Genomic DNA, 16,738 nt, shown 5'->3' with positions numbered 1-16,738 from the left:
GTTTGAGCCCCTCTCTATTATTTATCTTCCAACCACTTCTTGAGATGTGCAGCGACGAAGTCATCATCATGCAGATGTGGATATTCACTATATACACGATCAATCTCCTCCGATTGTCCCGGAGACAGTGTTTCATTTGGATTCAAGCACCAAATGCCTTGCAGCAGCCCTTGTCGACGCAGCACCTCATGAATACCAGGAATACAGCCTTCAAAATGATGCGCTGGATCAAAAAATGCAGCATTTGAATCCGTCACTTGTACATTCCTAGTTAACCATTCCATCGATATTTGACCGTCATTTCGAACAGCCTTAATTTCCTCCAGCAGTTGAACGGCTTTTTCTGTCCAAACGGCCCAGTGACCCAGCAATCCTCCAACAATCGCCTTCTCTACCGTCTCACCAGCTACTTCAAAGCGGTAAGTCGTCAATAGATCATTTACGATATTATCATCATTGCCCGTATATAACGCGATTTCATCACGTCTGCTCGAATTACATACGGCACGCACAACATCAATCGTCTGGTAGCGATTAAATGGTGCCATTTTGATAGCGACTACATTCGGAATTTCTGCAAATTGGCACCAGAAGTCAAAGCTGAATATTTGGCCGCCTACAGACGGCTGCAAGTAAAAGCCGATAACCGGCATAATAGCTGCAACCAGCTTCGTTCTCTCCAAAATTTCTTGCTCGCTCCAGCCTTTAAGACCGCCCATACTTAGCAAGGCCGCATCGTAACCTAGCGATTGAGCGATTTTACTTTCATTGACCGCCTGTTCATTCGGTCCGCAAATTCCTGCCACCTTAATAAATGGACGCTGCAAATTCGCTTTGGCGATTTCCTCTGCCGCCATTCGCAGCACAGGCTCATAGAGATTGTACGGCTCATCGCGAATTTCAAATTGCGTAGAATGGACACCGATCGCGATGCCCCCCGCTCCAGATGCGGCATAGTAACGAGTTAAAGCGCGTTGGTGCCGTTCATCCAGCTTACGATTCTCATCCAGCGCGAGCGGATGAGCCGGGATCACAAGTCCTTCATGCAGCGCTTTAAGCAATTCAGGAGAAAGTGTTGCAGCAGCCATTAGTATTTCCCCTTTCTTTCTTGGAAATGAGTCGGTTTATTCCAAGTTGCTCCACCTGCTTGAACCCAATCTGCTAGCCAGTCAATCATTTGAAGCAATGATACAGATGGATAGCCGAAGTGTTGATGCGATTTTGAGGCGTTATTCAGAAGCGCAATCTCCGATTCCGAGCCTTCCAAAATTGCTTCCTTACCCAAACGCTTCGCAAACTCTTCAGCAGCCCAACGAATCGACATCGTTTCCGGTCCTGTAATATTCATTATGCTTGGCGGATTCGTACATTCAGTCAAGCAGCGAAGTGCCATCGAGTTGGCATCGCCCTGCCAAATCACGTTAGCGTGACCCATCGACAAATTAATGGCACGTTGCTCATTTACGGATTTCGCAATTTCCAGCAGCACGCCATAACGCATATCAATCGCGTAATTCAGGCGATAGAATAACATCGGTGTACCATTTTTGTGAGAATGATATTCAAAAATACGCTCGCGCCCTAACGTTGATTGCGCGTATTCACCAAGTGGCTCAGGCGATACCGACTCATTCGCGCCACCGCTGCCAATTGACATGAACGGATAAATATTTCCTGATGAGAACACGACAATACGGGAATCTTTGTATTTCTCAGCAACTCTGCCTGGCAAATACGTATTCATTCCCCATGTAAAATGCTCTCTGCCAGTAGTCCCAAATTTATTGCCAGCCATGTATATAATATTATCTGCATGAGGCAACTGCTTGAGTTCATCATCATTCAATAGGTCACAGGAAATCGTCTCGATTCCTGCATCCTCCAGCTCGCGACGCGCCTCTTCGTTTGAAAATCGCGATACGCCGATAACGCGTTTATTTAAACCGCCCTCACGGATTGCGTTTTTTGCCAACCGCGCTAAGCTTGGGCCCATCTTTCCGCCTACTCCAAGAATAATAATATCGCCGTCTACACGTGCTAAATCCTTGATAAGCGCCTCAGATGGCTCCGCTAGTTTCGCTTCTAATTGTTCCATGGATTTCATTGTGAGTTTCCCCTCTCTTGGTATGGATCTAACTCCATAATACTGATAGAGGTTATATAAAGACAAATCTTTTAATCGTCTTTAAATGAACAAACCAATAACTACATCGTCGTTTTATCCTTCAAGAAAGAAAACCGGTAGATTTGCCGCGGCCTTCCCTTAGGAACCTTCTCCATGCCCGCGATGTCTACTAGCCCATTATCGATCCAGAGCAGCAGCAATCGATGAGCGCTTCTCACCGTAACTTCAAGTAAGGCAGCTAGCTCATGCACCTTATATTCGTATTTGCCATATTTCGCTGTATAAGAAAGCAGCTTGCTTAAATAAGCACTTGTCATGCCTGCGTCCTCAGCTCTCTTGATAAGCCCCGCATGCGTTGGTGACAATACGGTTTGCATGGGATCTGCCATCTCGAGCGGACCGATCAACGTTTGGTCCTCACGGACGATGAAGCATGTATTACCTCCAGCTTCCTTCGATTTGCGCAGCGCTGTTCTCGCATTAGTTCCCGCTTCATTTGCTGACGTTCCGAAACCGACACCAAAACTTAAGGAAATTCCAAATGAAAGACTCGCGTCCTTTGCAAGCGGAATCGTTTTGTAGCCGCCCGTTTCCCGTTCAAAGATACCCCTTGTCGTAAAAAACAAATACTCGTCTCCGCCAAGTGAGGTCAAATAACCATCAAGAGATTCTACGTAGCCGAGAACCATTCGATGAATATCAAGCTTTAGCTTTTGCACCTCATGCTCGTTATTTCGTTTCATTACCAGCTTTCCGAAATCATCAACCTTAATCATGCCCACTACAATTTGAGATTCTTTAATGCGTCGGGATTCCGTTGATAGCAGCGCGCGCTCCAGTGTTACAACCATATCCTGATCGGAGGGGATAAGCCATTCATTAGCAGCATGAACATCAGAAAGGCGCTCGGCAACCGACTTCAAGCCGGTAATAGCGAATGAGCAAGCTTTCGTATGGATAAGATTTTGATGAAAGGCAAACAGCTTATCAGGAGAGGCATGTGCAGGACCAGCATAAACGACCACGTTGGTCTGCTCGATTCCTAGATCCTTAAGGGCGTTCATAACCATTGATTTCGTAAGCGTATCTACAGAAATCCCACCGCTCAAATTACCTGTTTGCAAAGCGTGAAATAACGTTTTGTATAAGCCCGCTCCAGTCAGGGGAACGTAATGCACAGGCACGGTTATATGTACGTTTTCTTTGACCTGGCGATGCGAATGCGCGCCAAAAAGAAGAAGCGCCTCTACTTCCAGCATTAGTGCTTCAACTACCGAGGGTGCTTCTTCTTCATCATTCACAATTCGTACTATTGGTGTGAAAGTCGGGAAGGCCTTAATAACCTTTAACAGTTTATCAACGACGTACTGCGTCCCGACTATACCGATTTTGATTTGCATCCTATTTCAACATTCCCTTGTAGACACCTGGTATCGAGCCTTCAATAATAGTTGCGTTAGCCGTTTTCGCATAAAATTCAGTCGGGCCAGCTCCACCGATAACAGCGTAACCATAACCATCTAAGCGCATTAAATACAAAGTATACAAAAATAACATTTTGCCAATACCCTTGCCCCGTTGATCCGCATCTACACCTGTAGGTCCGAAGAAGCCTTTGGTCGTAGCATCATAACAAGCGAACCCTAACATCTTATTGTTCTCTGTCGCGATAATACAAGTAATAGGAGATTTCGCGAAAGCAACCTCGCATTCACTTACCCAACCTGGACTAAAATGCTCACCCACCCATTTGGCCACAACATGCTTCTCAGGAGCGATAGCGCGTCTAATCGTAACACCCGTACGAGCTTCATATTGTCTTACTGATTCAAATTCTGGTAAATCAAATAGTTTAACTAACATATCTGGCATTTTCATAACCCCTTTACCTGTTGATCGTTTTATTATACGATCTCATTCGGCTGCCAGCAACTCTTTATCAAAGAAGCACTTGCCTGTATGAAACCTTATAATTCCCCTTCCCACTCTTGCATAAATCGTTCGACATACTCCTTCATGTATTGATGCCGCACTTCTGCGATGCGTTTAGCCGATGGTGTATTAATATCATCTTTTAACTTCAATAACTTTTCATAAAAATGATTAATGGCCGTGCTTTTTCCGTGCCGATACTCCTCGGGCGTCATTGAATTACGCGGCTTTATTTGCGGATCATAGATAGGCTGACCTTTCCAACCTGCATATAAAAATGCTCTAGCAATTGAGATGGCGCCTATAGCATCCAATCGGTCTGCATCTTGTACGACTTCCCCTTCCAATGTGCGCATTCGAGGGTTGGTACCTGCATTATAAGACATCGAAGAGATGATCTCCATAATATGCTGTTGATCCTCTTCTTGAAAAGATTGAGACTTAAACCAATCACTCACTTTGTTCAGTCCAGCTTCTTTCGAATCATTCAGCTTCTCGTCCGCGATATCATGCAACAAAGCAGCTACAACACAAATAAAATAATCGGCTCCTTCGTCATAAGCCAACTTCTCCGCCATTTTTACAACACGATGTATATGCCACCAGTCATGCCCTGTTTTATCATTTTCAAGCTCTGATCGTGCAAATCGTTCTGCGTTCTCAATCAGCTTTTCCTGATCATTCTCGTTTGTCGCAAGTCCCCGCAAATTAATACATCCATTCTACATGAAATAATAAACAATTATAACCAATGTTTCTTACCTCTTCTATTCTGTACTCCTATAAAATAAAGGTACATATTCAAGCAAGGCTGAAAGGGTGAGTAAATCTTGATACAAATACCAGCTGCACATACTATTTTTCATAAGGAAAATCTATTTCATTCAATGGCAAGTCTGTACGATATTGGCATACCAATGAACAGCCGATTTATAGAAAATGGCTTGAATGATACCTACTCTGTCGAAACGGAAAAAGGCCGCTTTATTTTACGTATTTATAAATATAAATGGCGAACAGAAGAGGATGTTCGGTTTGAGCTTGATCTATTATTACACTTAAATGATGCTGGCATTCCAGTTTCGTACCCTATCCCTCGAAAAGACGGCGAACGGTTGACAGAGCTTGCTGCTCCAGAAGGTAAACGTTACGCTGTCATGTTCACTTTTGCGAATGGAAAAGCTAAGCTCGACGTCCCTACAAGTCGAATATACGGTCATTCCATTGCACTTTTACATCATGCGTTAGACACTTATGTTCCCATACATGATAGGTTTGAGCTAAATACCTCTCTTTTGCTAGAGGATCCACTTCAACATATGCTCCCGTTTTTGCAGCATCGTCCGGAGGATTGGCAATTTGTTCAGGAAACAGCCCGTCTGTTGCAAAATCGTATCGATGCTTTGACGATGGAAGCACATGATTGGGGCGTTTGTCACGGTGATTTGCATGGATGGAACGTTTTTCATGAGGACGACGACAGCCTCACGCATTTTGACTTTGACTGCTGCGGTATGGGTTGGCGCTCTTATGATTTGTCTGTATTTCAATGGGATCAGGTTCACGGCAAGACGGAACAAGGCAGCTTCAAAAATGAATGCTGGGACGCATTTCTAGATGCCTATGTCGCAGAACGTCCCTTAAGCGGATCCGACCTCGCTATGATTCCTGTATTTGTAGCAACGAGACAGCTCTGGCTAATGGGTTTACATACGCAAAATAGCGCCATCTGGGGTGCTTGGCAAAATGACGGCTATTTTGATGGTAAACTAGCGTTTCTCAGGGCATGGCTTACTGCACATTCGATCTAAGCCTTCTGGTAGGTAGCAGTTTTTGACTTTATGTTACCTACCGGTCAAGGTTGTATTCGAGCCTAACCTGTTAACAATAAACATAATCGTTCAATGGCATCGTACTTCTTCGCTTTGTGAAAACTAGTACTCCGCGGGATTCATAACTCTTCCAAGAAACGCCATAGCCCCTGTCGAGCGATCCGCGATCGCGAAGAAGAAAGGACGGTCAGCTATAAGTTCGAACGGACTCTTAGGTGGTGCTGCACTGCCAGCCAGAAAAAGAGAACTAACAGCCGCTGCTTTTGTCCCTGATTCATTGACCTCAATGAACGATTTCTGCATCATATCACTTATGTGGATGCCTTCACTGTTCTTAGCCATTGCTGAGAAATCTGCTGTTTCCGTACTAAAGGAATGCTTAACACCAAGTGCCTTCAATCCATCCACTAAACTCTTCTGATCCTTCATAGTGAACCGAGGTAAACCAACTATAGACTTACCTTCTGTAAAACCATCTCTCCAAAAGTTCTCCTCCGTTAGAAGCTCTTCTTCCACCTTTGAGAGAGCTATACCTTCATTCGGAAGAACGACAATCATTCCCCAGTTTCCATTTCCATATGGAAGACGAACTGCCTTGTAACTGTCATTTTCCTTGTATGATAATAACTCGTTTTGTTTCATCATCTTCACATTTATTTCAGATCCATCTGCAAGATAAAACGGTGCATCATAAGTAGCTGATTTTTTGAATGCCACACTCCAGTTTCCATTGAAATAAATAGCATTCATAAGTACCATTACGCTAGACTTCAACATACTTGGGTCAACCATTTGGTCAATTAGACCATCCGTTTTCTTCTTCACCCATCTGTTAATCTGGTTTGAAGCACCTGGGTCTTCAAAATCCAGCTCACTCACCTCAGCCTCGTAAAATAACTTCATCCGTTTAGAATAATCATCTAGCAGCTGAGTTCCTTCTCTAGTCCACAGCGCATTTGCGATATTGACTTCTACATCCTTATCTCCATGCTCAAGTAAATCACGTAAAACGTTATTTCCCTCGTTAAACGCGGCAAGCGTCTGTCTCTCTGTACCTATGAGGCTTAGCAATTCATCTCTAGTCGCGCCTGCTGCTCCATTTGCCACGAGGGATAGAGCAAATGTCATACTCAGCGGGGATATAAACATGTTTTTATCATCGTTTTCGTTAAGCAGCTGCTTCGTTATGCGCATAGCAAAATCATTATAAGCACTCACCTGTGCAACGTTTATATCCGACACCTCGTAGCTAGAAGTTTCCTTTGCTTCATTACAGCCTGTCATAACCAATAGGATAACCGCAGTTATGGCAGCTATTGAAGATTTAAATATTCTATTGAACCGCATCACACAACCTCCACTCATTACCTGATATGGATAATAACGCAAATTGATGGTGCTATGTTGCAATGGTTGTCTCACACTTCAATTTGACTCAAAATCGGTTTAGCTGACTTTTATTTAGCTGGAATGCAAAGACAAAATGCTGTAAGCATCATTTGTGTGCTTACAGCACGCCTTTTCCCAAGTAAAACGTAAAACATCGAGCTGTAAGCATCATTTGTGTGCTTACAGCCATTTTCCCGGCTATTCTTTTGACTGTAAGCTTAATTTTCGGGCTTACGGTTACTTTCAAAATGGATTACTACTTACCGAGAGAAAAACCATCAAACAACCGTCCACCATGCGGCTCCAATACTTTATTAACTAGTTCAATCACTTTCATTTTGTCACCTGATTTATAAAATAGACGGAACGCTTCAACAAATTCTATTGCAAACTGTTCATCGTATTGTTTTAAGGCGCGTACAATCCACTTCGAATCACCAATCCAATGTCCGTTTGTTCGCAATACAAATTCATGAAGAACTACTGCCAAGGAGTTTGTTATAAATAGACCTTCCTCCTCGCTAGAAGAGCCTATAAAATCATCTAGCGCATCGGTAACAAAATACCGCTTCAACGTTATCGTTTCTAGCGACCATTTCTCAGGCCCTCCCTCCAATAACTCCTTAGCTTCATCCTTGATCGCTCCTACAATTCCTGTATCTTGTAAGACAATACCTTCAAGAACCATTCGTGGCAGGGATGGCCTCGCTCTTTCACAGTCACTTTTAAAATAATCCTTATATGAGGTTAGATTATGTACAAAAACCTCAATCGCCCAATCAAACTCGACAAAGGATTCTCTATAAGCGCTATTTAAATGCTCCATAAAAATGACAATATCCAAGTCAGATGTGTCAGTCGCTTCTCCCCTTACTACACTTCCAGCTAGTAATGCTCCCTGGCAATTCGGAAAATATAGCTCAACAAACTGACTTGCTGCATCTAACGGCTGCAATCTATTTTTCTTATTCATGAACCACACGCCCCTGTTTAATTTTATTAAAATCTATTTGAACACAAACGTTCACTCACAATCCGACTCAACCTAAAAATCAGTGTTCGATAGAAATTGAGATTAGCCTACTCTACCTTACTCCACTATGTTGTGCTTTGCTGTACAGAGCTGTGATGTGATGTGCTGTGGCTGTGCTGTGCTGCGATGTGCTGTGCTGCGATGTGCTGTGCCGTGGCTGTGCTGTGCTGTGCTCCGCTGTACTGCGATGTACTGCGATGTGCTGTGATGTGCTGCGATGTGCTGTGCTGTGATGTGGCTGTGCTGTGATGTGGCTGTGCTGTGATGTGGCTGTGCTGTGTTCCGCTGTACTGCGATGTGCTGTGCTGTGATGTGCTGCGATGTGCTGTGCTCCGCTGTATTGCGATGTGCTGTGATGTATTGTACTGTACTCTCTTCACTTTTGTTGTAGTATTTGAATGTATTTCATACAATCAAAGCCGCTTCAATAACGTTGTATTTATCCCAGACTGTATTTCATACAGGCAAATCGCCAGTTTCACAGATAAAGAGCTTCTAACGGCCTATTTGATTGTATCTTTTCCATTCAAACACATTGAAGCATGGAATATAAGCGGTTTGACTGTACAATATCCATTCTAATCGCCCCTCTATCCTATTACATGCGTAAAATTAGAATGATGACAAAGGATGCCCTGCACCGTTTGCATAGGGCTTCAAGTAATCAAGCTCTGATTTTGGGTTATAGCTCCTAATCCAAATCACCACTATTGCTTATCATTTAACCATTCAAAATCAACAAATTGTTACAATATTCGACATATGTAAAGGTTTTACACTTTTATTATATGGTATAATATACCTCATTGTATTTTAAGAAACGATATATATTCATAGGTTTTCGTACATTATGATGATGAGAGGGGTACAATCAACATGACAGGCATCTTAAAAAAAACGCTGTTAAACATCTCGATTTTAGTAGTAGCTATTTCCGTTTTTCTCGGAGCTATAAGCTATTACATTTCTTCGCAAGCTCTAACCTCCGAATATGAGTCAGCACTATTAAGCAAAGCTCGAGATAACGCGAAGGTTCTAGAGGAACGAATGGCCTCTAAAATGAAAGAGTTGGAAACTCTCTCTGGACATAGCGCTATTGTCAGCATGAACTGGCAGCAACAAAAAACGTTACTGGAAAAAGAAGCTGTTCGCCTTGATTACCAAGGCATCGCTGTAGTTGATCTAAAAGGACAAGCACACTATACCGATGAAACTATACTTGATTTGAGTGATCGACCGTATATACAAAAAGCCTTCCAAGGCAAAGCCGCTATGTCTGATATTATTATTAGTCGCAAGACAAATAAGCCTGCGTTGATGCTTGCTGTACCGATTCTACAGGAGCAAACACAGCTTGGCGTGCTGCTTGCCAGAATCGACGGCTTGTATTTAAGCCAAATTGTTGCTGATATTAAGTTCGGCCAAACCGGTTTCACTTATATTATGAATGCTGAAGGAACGATTTTAGGCCATCCGGATCAAAATGTGGTCATACAAGAAACCAATTATATAACGCAGGCAAAAGAGGACAAGTCTGTAGCACTGTTGGCAGATGCAACTAATCATATGTTGGAAACCAGAGAAGGGGTGGACGGTTTCACCGTGCCCGCTGGTAAAATGCTGATGGGCTACTCCTCTATTGCTGGAACTGACTGGTTGATCGTGACGGGTGCAGAAGAACGGGAAGTAACAAACAATCTGGAGGACCTTCAATTACTGCTTATTATTTGCAGCGGGGCAGCTCTAGTTCTTGGCTTCATCTATGCCTTTATTATGAGCCGTCATCTTACAAAGCCGATTGTTGCTGTGCAAAAATACGGAAATCAGCTTGCCCAAGGAGATTTCTCACTGCAAATCGATGCTCGTCTGGTTAAACGCAAGGACGAAATCGGCTCTCTAGCGCAGTCCTTTGAATCCATGCGCTCCAGCCTGCGGGAAATGATCATCAACATTGGCAGGACCGCCGAACTTGTAGTTGCCTCTTCGGAAGAGCTGCAAGTAAGCAGCGAACAGGTATCAGACGCAACCAGCCAGATTGCCGGTACGATGGGTCAGGTTGCAGACCGATCTCATGCATCTGCTGCCGCAAGCACGGAAACGAAACAAGCGATGGAAGAAACCAATATCGGGCTTCATCGTATTGCTGAATCCTCTACAACTGTGCTTGATACAGCGCTGGAATCAAGCGAGCATGCTAAGCAAGGGAACGAAACCATTCAGAATGCTATTGGACAAATGAACCAGATTAACAGCTCAGTTACCCAATCAGCCTTATATGTAAATGAATTAATTCGTCAAACCAAAACAATTGAAGACTTTGTTACTATTATTGTTCAGATCGCCAGCCAAACCAACCTCCTCGCGCTTAACGCTTCTATTGAGGCATCACGTGCAGGCGAGCACGGCCGAGGGTTTGCCGTTATCGCAGAAAATGTGCATAAGCTCGCTGATGAATCACAGCGTTCCGCGACAGAAGTAGTTGATCGGGTGCATATGATTAATGCTGAAACCAAAAAGGTGCTGACAGCCATGAACAAGGGCCAGGTTGAGGTTGAATCAGGCGTTCAAATTATTATGCAGGCAGAGAAGGCCTTCCATGAAATCATGTCTGGCATGGAAAAAGTGACCGAACAAATTTCAGAGGTTTCCGCTGCATCTGAACAACTATCAGCCTCCTCAGATGAAGTAACCGCACAAATGGAGAAAATGTCTACATTGTCTCAGCTTACAGTGACAGCTACCAATGAAGTCTCTTCTGCAACTGAGGAACAAATGGCTTCCATTCAGGATGTGGCACAGTCATCCAAAAATCTGACTGATTTGGCGCAAGAGCTGCAAGTTATGATATCACGATTCAAGTGTTAACCAGTCAGCGTTACAGGCTTGCAGCAGGCATTTTAATTTTGCAGCTGTTTTACTTATCTGTCCTAAGACGTATACTTAAGCTATAACGTATTTAGGGGGCATATATCCAATGAGCTACGAATCCTATTTTCAGAATATGAGAGAACAACATTTGGATGAGCTGAAACAATTTTTAACGATACCGAGCATATCAGCTTTGTCCGATCATAAAAAAGATATGAATGAGGCTGCGCAATGGGTTGCTTCTAAATTAGAGAAGGCCGGGCTTGAGAATGTCGAGATCCATCCTACCGCAAAACATCCGATCGTATATGCGGAACATATTCATGCTCCAGGCAAACCGACGGTACTTATCTACGGTCATTATGATGTGCAGCCCGTTGATCCGCTTAATCTGTGGGAGACTCCTCCCTTCGAGCCAACCATTCGTGATGGCAAGTTATATGCTCGAGGTGCAACTGATGATAAAGGGCAGCTATTCCTGCATGTGAAGGCGGTTGAGGCGCTTCTAAGCCAAGAAAATGCCCTTCCAGTAAACGTGAAATTTTGTATTGAAGGGGAGGAAGAAATTTCAAGCCCTAATCTGCCTGCCTTTATGGAAGCCAATGTGGACAAGCTTAGGACAGACGTTGTTGTCATATCAGATACATCGCTTCTCGCCAAAGGGAAGCCTGCTATTTCCACTGGACTGCGCGGACTCTGTTCCCTTGAAGTAACGATAGTTACAGCCAATACTGATCTGCATTCGGGTACATACGGCGGCGGCGTTCCAAACGCGCTTCACGCGCTGATTTCCCTATTGGATTCACTGCATGATGACAAAGGACGTGTTGCGGTGGATGGCTTCTATGAAGGAGTACCTGAGCTTTCCGCAGCTATGCGTGAAGAATTCATCAAGCAAAACCATAATGAAGAAGAATTAAGAGCTAACCTTGATCTAGAAGCTTTATACGGAGAAGAAGGATATTCATTTGTAGAACGAACTGGCGCAAGACCCACTCTTGAGTTGAACGGCGTGTATGGCGGGTTTCAAGGAGAGGGTACGAAAACGGTCATTCCAAAGGAAGCTCATGCCAAAATCACTTGCCGTCTTGTTGGCGATCAGGATCCATCCCAAGTATTAGATCGCATTGTCACTCATCTGGAGTCACATGTACAATCTGGTGCAAAGCTAATTATAAACCGCGGTGAAAAAGCTCGCGCGTTCGACATGGATCCATCAAATCCTATGCTTCAAAAGGCAGCTGATGCTTATGAAAAAGTGTACGGTACTCGCGCTCTATTTACGAAGGATGGCGGTTCGATTCCAATTGTTGAAACATTCTCCCGCGTATTAGGCGCTCCAGTCGTCATGATGGGCTTCGGGCTCCCAGACGAAAATCTACATGCTCCTAATGAGCATTTCAACCTTGAGAACTTCGACAAGGGACTGTTAACGATTGTTGAATTTTTGAAGCAGCTATAAGCTAATAAAGGCAGCTGAGCCCTCATTTTTTGAGATGCTCAGCTGCCTTTTTTCATGATTCTCCATTCTAAAACTGGCCTATATCCGTAGAACTTTAAAAAGATGGTTCCCTTAATGGTGTATCGGCTTTAGCTCTAAATCATTATTTCGCAAACCCATCGTTGCACAGAATCCAATATCATCCCAAACGTACCACTGCCACGGCTGTTTGAAGTGAAACCGAAGTTGCTCTTATCACAATGTCTCCTTGTTCCTTATTAGCCTGAACAATCGCTAAACAATGTCCGTTGAACGCACGTCTACGATTGGCTTTATCAGGTTCATGGCTGCTAGGATCACCGTTTCCAACGCCGAGAATTTTACCGGGACCTTCGATTGTAAAAATGATCTCATTATCGGCAGTAGGAACAACTTCACCAGAAGAATCCACAATGGATACTTTAATCATCGCTATATCGGTACAATTAGCTTTCATTTCAGTTTTATCCGACTCCAGACGAATACTAACGGGAGCGCCTGTGGTGGTTAAAACCTTTCGCACGATTTCCTTACCGGCTATTTTCCCTATCGCCGTCAGTTGACCGGGAACGTAGCCGACCTTCCACTCATTTCGAGAATTTCGATCAACGCTTTTCTCGCCCAGACTATGACCGTTAATTACCAGCTCCATGGTCTCGCAATTGCTATACGCCCATACATCGATCTCTTCACCAATTTTGTCTGGCCAGTTCCAGTGAGGCAGAATGTGTACCATCGGCTCTTCCGTCCAAGCTGCTTTATAGTAATAATAAGCATCCTTCGGGAATCCGCAGCTATCCATGATCCCGAAGTGAGATCCGATGCAGGGCCATTGATAAGGCGTCGGCTCTCCTCTGTAATCAAAACCAGTCCAGACGAATATGCCCGTCAAATGAGGATGATTCACCACATCCTGCCACGATTTCTCGTGCGAGCATGACCACTCCGGAATCTGATCTCCATAAGATGAACAGTAACCTTTAACATCATCATTCTCATAGATTCCGCGTGTAGTCGTACAGCTCGTACTCTCACTTCCAAGCATGATCCGATCTGGAAATTGTTCATGATCAACAATATATTGATCTTCTCGTTGGCCATAGTTATATCCGGTTATATCTACGGATAGACTATATCCTCCGTCATTCCACCCGTGATTCATACAGGAAATCGTAGGGCGAGTAGGATCGATGGCATGCGTAATTCGCGACAGCGTATCAAGCATTCTCGCTCCCATAATCGTTCCTTCTAATATTTCCTCGTTCTCCATGCTCCACAAAATGATTGATGGGTGATTCCGATCTCGATAAAGTATCTCTTTCAGGTCTGCGATCCCGTCTGGGGATACATCGAGCTTCCTGTTTTCGTCTACAACGAGCATACCCATTCGATCGCACAGATCTAAAAGCTCAGGTGAAGGAGCATGATGAGCGCATCTGTATGCATTGCATCCCATACTTTTGAGAAGCTTGATTTTATGTTCAGTGACTTGATCAGGCAGTGCGACTCCTACACCAGCGAAATCCTGATGATTGCAAGTTCCTTTGATCAAATACCGTTCACCATTTAGATAAAATCCATCCGTGGTAAACTCTATTGTTCGTACACCTAACGGAGTTCTGTAAACATCCCTTGCAATTTGCTCATCGGCGGCATCATAAATTTCCGTAATCACTTCATAAAGATAAGGATGCTCAGGCGACCACAACTTCGGCTCTGTCAATTTCATTACTGTTTCAATATCTGCTTGACTATCTGCTTGAATGGTAATACTTTCCGAGCTGGAAGCGACCACTTTCCCTGAAGCATTCTCAATTATCGTTTTGATCAAACAGTTCACTGCATGAGGCTGTTCGTTATGTACGTTTGTCGATACATTAACTTTAGCCTCATTTTTGTCCACCATTGGCGTGGTTACATACGTTCCGTGTCTTCCTACGTGAAGTCTTTCCGTCTTATTTAGCCATACATGACGATAAATACCGCACCCTTCATACCACCAGCCTTCATAATCACTGGCATCTACCTTGACGAAAATGACATTTTTCCCCTCAGCACCATAACGCGCAATATCGGTAATATCATAGCAAAAGCCCGTATATCCGCTTGGATGAGTTCCAAGCAAGTGCCCGTTAACCCATACGGTAGAGTTTCGCATAACTCCATCGAACTCGATTGATAATTTCTTTCCAAGATCCTCCGCAGGAATCTCGAAAACTTTACGATAGCACCCAATGCCAACTGGGAGATAACCATGGTTTTTATGATGTTTAACTTTATTCCCATCGTTTACATAGTTCCCTTCCACACACCAGTCATGGGGAAGATCAACAGCCTTCCAATCCCGCTCTTTCATGACAGCCTGTTCTCTTTCGTCGAAAAAAGCGATCTTCAGCCATTCTCCTTCTTCAATCTGCTCACAGTCGGTTAACCCTCCTGTCATTCCTGCTTTTACAGCATGCATTATAGGTAGATCACCTAAATGGAACATCCAATCGGAGTCGAAGTTTTGTACCGTTCTTGGAATTGTATTCATCGTTGTCCCTCGCTTCTCATTCTTCAATTCATTGGTTTACAATCAATTAACCCTTAGTGCAGGCAAGCATGAATAACAATGCTTGCCTGCTAACTATGGGTTAAAAAGCATACGTTATACTCTTATTTCTTCAACAGCTGATAGATCGTCTGAGCCATCTGCGCCCGGTTCGTTTTGTCCGCCGGAGAGAGTTCTGTACCGCTGCCCTGCGTAATACCCGCATTTACAAACAGCGTCATTGCCTCTTTCGCCCATGGTGCGATCTGATCTGCATCGGTGAATGCTGATAAGTCCTTTTCATCCGAACCTGCTGGCAGCTGACCCAATACGTTTAGCATACTCGACTTATTTCAAGCTGTCCAAGAGTGTTTTTACTTGAGGGTTAAGGTTCAATGCGTTCAGAACGATCGTAAGCGCCTCTGCGCGTGTGGAGTTGCCCTTCGGATTAAATAAGCCATTGCCCTTGCCGCTGATGATGCCCGCTTTTGCCGCATCCTTGATTTGATTTGTTGCATAAGTGCTTGCGCTTGCTATATCCGCAAAGTTGCCTTTGGAAGCATCTTTGTCCACTTTACTTAAGTCCACAATACGGGATAAAATAATGACCATTTGTTCACGATTTATCGTTTTGTCCGGCTTGAACGTCCCGTCATCATATCCGGTAATCACTCCTGCGCTAGCGAGTTTCTCAATGCCGTCTTTAGCCCAGTGGCTGTTAATATCGTTCAGAACTACCGGCTGATTGCCGCCTCCGTTGATATCGAATACGCGAGAAATGATCGCAGCAAATTCGGCGCGTGTAATGTTGCCGTTAGGATGGAACGTTCCATCCCCATATCCATCAATAACGTGCAATTTTATGAACGTACTGATGGTCTTTTCGCCCCAATGTCCTTTAATGTCAGCCATTTCAACCTTTATATCAGAATTATTAGCTTCCGCTACTTTGGACGAGATCGTATCAACCATTTTTGTTACATTAACAATGTCACTCTTGAATACATCGTCCACGGGTTTCGGAGGCTTTGGTGTTGGCGTTGGCTTTGGTATTACTTGACCCGACGCCTTTATATTCGCCGATACTTTGCTTTTGCTTGAAGCTTCAGTAGACACGATCTGCGAATTCACCATCTTCACGCTGTCCAGTACAATATCTGCCTTTCCCTGACTAGCCGCATGAAATGTCAGCGTAGCCAATGTTACATCCCCGTTCTGGCCTGCAGCATTGCCTATTTGTGTATGCGCGATTTGAATCTTATTTCCGTTCACAATAGGATTCACGGCAAAGCCGCTACCTTTGTTAACGCTTTTTACAAATACCAAACGGCTGGTATCATAGGTTAAATTGACTTCATATGCGTACAAGTCACTTAATTTCTTTCCGCTCACCGTCACTTGGAAGTCATCGCCTGCGGATATGCTCGTATCCGAGATGGACAGTGAAAAGCTAGGGCCTGAGCTTGCCTGAGTATCGACTTGAGGAAGTACGAGTACTGTCAAAAGCAACGCCAGACTAAATGCGAGTAGTTTTTTTATCATTGGA

At 44.0% G+C, this 16,738-nt stretch carries 14 protein-coding genes; 3 read left to right on the top strand and 11 right to left on the bottom strand.

Translation table 11 applies throughout. The annotated features are described in order from the left end of the window. Window positions 1–17 precede the first annotated feature (17 nt). The 5 genes from AC0YN7_RS19690 to AC0YN7_RS19670 all read right to left on the bottom strand — a co-directional run bounded on the left by AC0YN7_RS19690 (window position 18) and on the right by AC0YN7_RS19670 (window position 4,764). On the bottom strand, window positions 18–1,088 hold the full coding sequence (locus AC0YN7_RS19690) for a dihydrodipicolinate synthase family protein (RefSeq protein WP_475811736.1): 1,071 nt from the start codon (window positions 1,086–1,088) through the stop codon (window positions 18–20). Next, window positions 1,088–2,104: an NAD-dependent epimerase/dehydratase family protein gene (locus AC0YN7_RS19685; RefSeq protein WP_475811735.1), complete on the bottom strand. Its 1,017-nt coding sequence runs from the start codon at window positions 2,102–2,104 to the stop codon at window positions 1,088–1,090. Before AC0YN7_RS19685 ends, AC0YN7_RS19690 begins: the two co-directional genes overlap by 1 nt. Before the next feature lie 101 nt (window positions 2,105–2,205). After that, entirely contained in the window at window positions 2,206–3,525 is a 1,320-nt protein-coding gene (locus AC0YN7_RS19680) for a hypothetical protein (RefSeq protein WP_475811734.1), read from the bottom strand. 1 nt (window position 3,526) lies between these two features. Further along, complete coding sequence (locus AC0YN7_RS19675; RefSeq protein WP_475811733.1) at window positions 3,527–3,997, bottom strand: GNAT family N-acetyltransferase; 471 nt, start codon at window positions 3,995–3,997, stop codon at window positions 3,527–3,529. Window positions 3,998–4,092: 95 nt separating this feature from the next. After that, the gene (locus tag AC0YN7_RS19670) at window positions 4,093–4,764 is read right to left on the bottom strand and encodes an HD domain-containing protein (protein ID WP_475811732.1); all 672 of its coding nucleotides are present in this window, start codon (window positions 4,762–4,764) and stop codon (window positions 4,093–4,095) included. Window positions 4,765–4,887: 123 nt separating this feature from the next. Here AC0YN7_RS19670 and AC0YN7_RS19665 point away from each other — a divergent pair, with 123 nt between their 5' ends. Further along, complete coding sequence (locus AC0YN7_RS19665; RefSeq protein WP_475811731.1) at window positions 4,888–5,868, top strand: phosphotransferase; 981 nt, start codon at window positions 4,888–4,890, stop codon at window positions 5,866–5,868. A gap of 123 nt (window positions 5,869–5,991) precedes the next feature. Here the strand turns inward: AC0YN7_RS19665 and AC0YN7_RS19660 are convergent, their stop codons facing one another. The 3 genes from AC0YN7_RS19660 to AC0YN7_RS19650 form a co-directional block, all read right to left on the bottom strand. After that, window positions 5,992–7,236 (bottom strand): serpin family protein, encoded by a 1,245-nt coding sequence (locus tag AC0YN7_RS19660; protein ID WP_475811730.1) that lies wholly within the window; start codon window positions 7,234–7,236, stop codon window positions 5,992–5,994. 298 nt (window positions 7,237–7,534) lie between these two features. Continuing rightward, window positions 7,535–8,251, bottom strand: a complete 717-nt coding sequence (locus AC0YN7_RS19655; protein ID WP_475811729.1) for a nucleotidyltransferase domain-containing protein — start codon at window positions 8,249–8,251, stop codon at window positions 7,535–7,537. Window positions 8,252–8,376: 125 nt separating this feature from the next. Further along, window positions 8,377–8,724 (bottom strand): hypothetical protein, encoded by a 348-nt coding sequence (locus tag AC0YN7_RS19650; RefSeq protein WP_475811728.1) that lies wholly within the window; start codon window positions 8,722–8,724, stop codon window positions 8,377–8,379. Between the two features lie 463 nt (window positions 8,725–9,187). Between AC0YN7_RS19650 and AC0YN7_RS19645 the strand changes: the two genes are divergently transcribed. Together AC0YN7_RS19645 and AC0YN7_RS19640 are read left to right on the top strand one after the other, a co-directional pair. Then, on the top strand, window positions 9,188–11,176 hold the full coding sequence (locus tag AC0YN7_RS19645; protein ID WP_475811727.1) for a methyl-accepting chemotaxis protein: 1,989 nt from the start codon (window positions 9,188–9,190) through the stop codon (window positions 11,174–11,176). A gap of 109 nt (window positions 11,177–11,285) precedes the next feature. Then, window positions 11,286–12,641 carry a dipeptidase gene (locus AC0YN7_RS19640; protein ID WP_475811726.1) on the top strand — a complete coding sequence of 452 codons (1,356 nt, stop codon included), beginning with the start codon at window positions 11,286–11,288 and terminating at the stop codon, window positions 12,639–12,641. A 178-nt stretch (window positions 12,642–12,819) separates the two neighbouring features. Here AC0YN7_RS19640 and galA read toward each other — a convergent pair whose 3' ends face one another. The 3 genes from galA to AC0YN7_RS19625 all read right to left on the bottom strand — a co-directional run bounded on the left by galA (window position 12,820) and on the right by AC0YN7_RS19625 (window position 16,734). Then, window positions 12,820–15,195: a beta-galactosidase GalA gene (gene galA / locus AC0YN7_RS19635; RefSeq protein WP_475811725.1), complete on the bottom strand. Its 2,376-nt coding sequence runs from the start codon at window positions 15,193–15,195 to the stop codon at window positions 12,820–12,822. Between the two features lie 122 nt (window positions 15,196–15,317). Continuing rightward, window positions 15,318–15,533, bottom strand: coding sequence for an S-layer homology domain-containing protein (locus AC0YN7_RS19630; protein ID WP_475811724.1), 216 nt, complete (start codon window positions 15,531–15,533; stop codon window positions 15,318–15,320). Between the two features lie 7 nt (window positions 15,534–15,540). Then, window positions 15,541–16,734 (bottom strand): S-layer homology domain-containing protein, encoded by a 1,194-nt coding sequence (locus AC0YN7_RS19625; RefSeq protein WP_475811723.1) that lies wholly within the window; start codon window positions 16,732–16,734, stop codon window positions 15,541–15,543. Window positions 16,735–16,738: the final 4 nt, after the last annotated feature.

It is taken from the genome of Paenibacillus sp. J31R122, from assembly GCF_056269185.1.
This window is presented reverse-complemented; position numbering and strand designations above follow the sequence as displayed.

Bases quoted from the DNA above. Each gene is read 5' to 3' on its own strand.
- AC0YN7_RS19690 (WP_475811736.1), bottom strand. From the start codon at position 1,088: ATGGCTGCTGCAACACTTTCTCCTGAATTGCTTAAAGCGCTGCATGAA.
- AC0YN7_RS19685 (WP_475811735.1), bottom strand. From the start codon at position 2,104: ATGAAATCCATGGAACAATTAGAAGCGAAACTAGCGGAGCCATCTGAG.
- AC0YN7_RS19680 (WP_475811734.1), bottom strand. From the start codon at position 3,525: ATGCAAATCAAAATCGGTATAGTCGGGACGCAGTACGTCGTTGATAAA.
- AC0YN7_RS19675 (WP_475811733.1), bottom strand. From the start codon at position 3,997: ATGCCAGATATGTTAGTTAAACTATTTGATTTACCAGAATTTGAATCA.
- AC0YN7_RS19660 (WP_475811730.1), bottom strand. From the start codon at position 7,236: ATGCGGTTCAATAGAATATTTAAATCTTCAATAGCTGCCATAACTGCG.
- AC0YN7_RS19655 (WP_475811729.1), bottom strand. From the start codon at position 8,251: ATGAATAAGAAAAATAGATTGCAGCCGTTAGATGCAGCAAGTCAGTTT.
- AC0YN7_RS19645 (WP_475811727.1), top strand. From the start codon at position 9,188: ATGACAGGCATCTTAAAAAAAACGCTGTTAAACATCTCGATTTTAGTA.
- AC0YN7_RS19640 (WP_475811726.1), top strand. From the start codon at position 11,286: ATGAGCTACGAATCCTATTTTCAGAATATGAGAGAACAACATTTGGAT.
- galA (WP_475811725.1), bottom strand. From the start codon at position 15,195: ATGAATACAATTCCAAGAACGGTACAAAACTTCGACTCCGATTGGATG.
- AC0YN7_RS19630 (WP_475811724.1), bottom strand. From the start codon at position 15,533: ATGCTAAACGTATTGGGTCAGCTGCCAGCAGGTTCGGATGAAAAGGAC.
- AC0YN7_RS19625 (WP_475811723.1), bottom strand. From the start codon at position 16,734: ATGATAAAAAAACTACTCGCATTTAGTCTGGCGTTGCTTTTGACAGTA.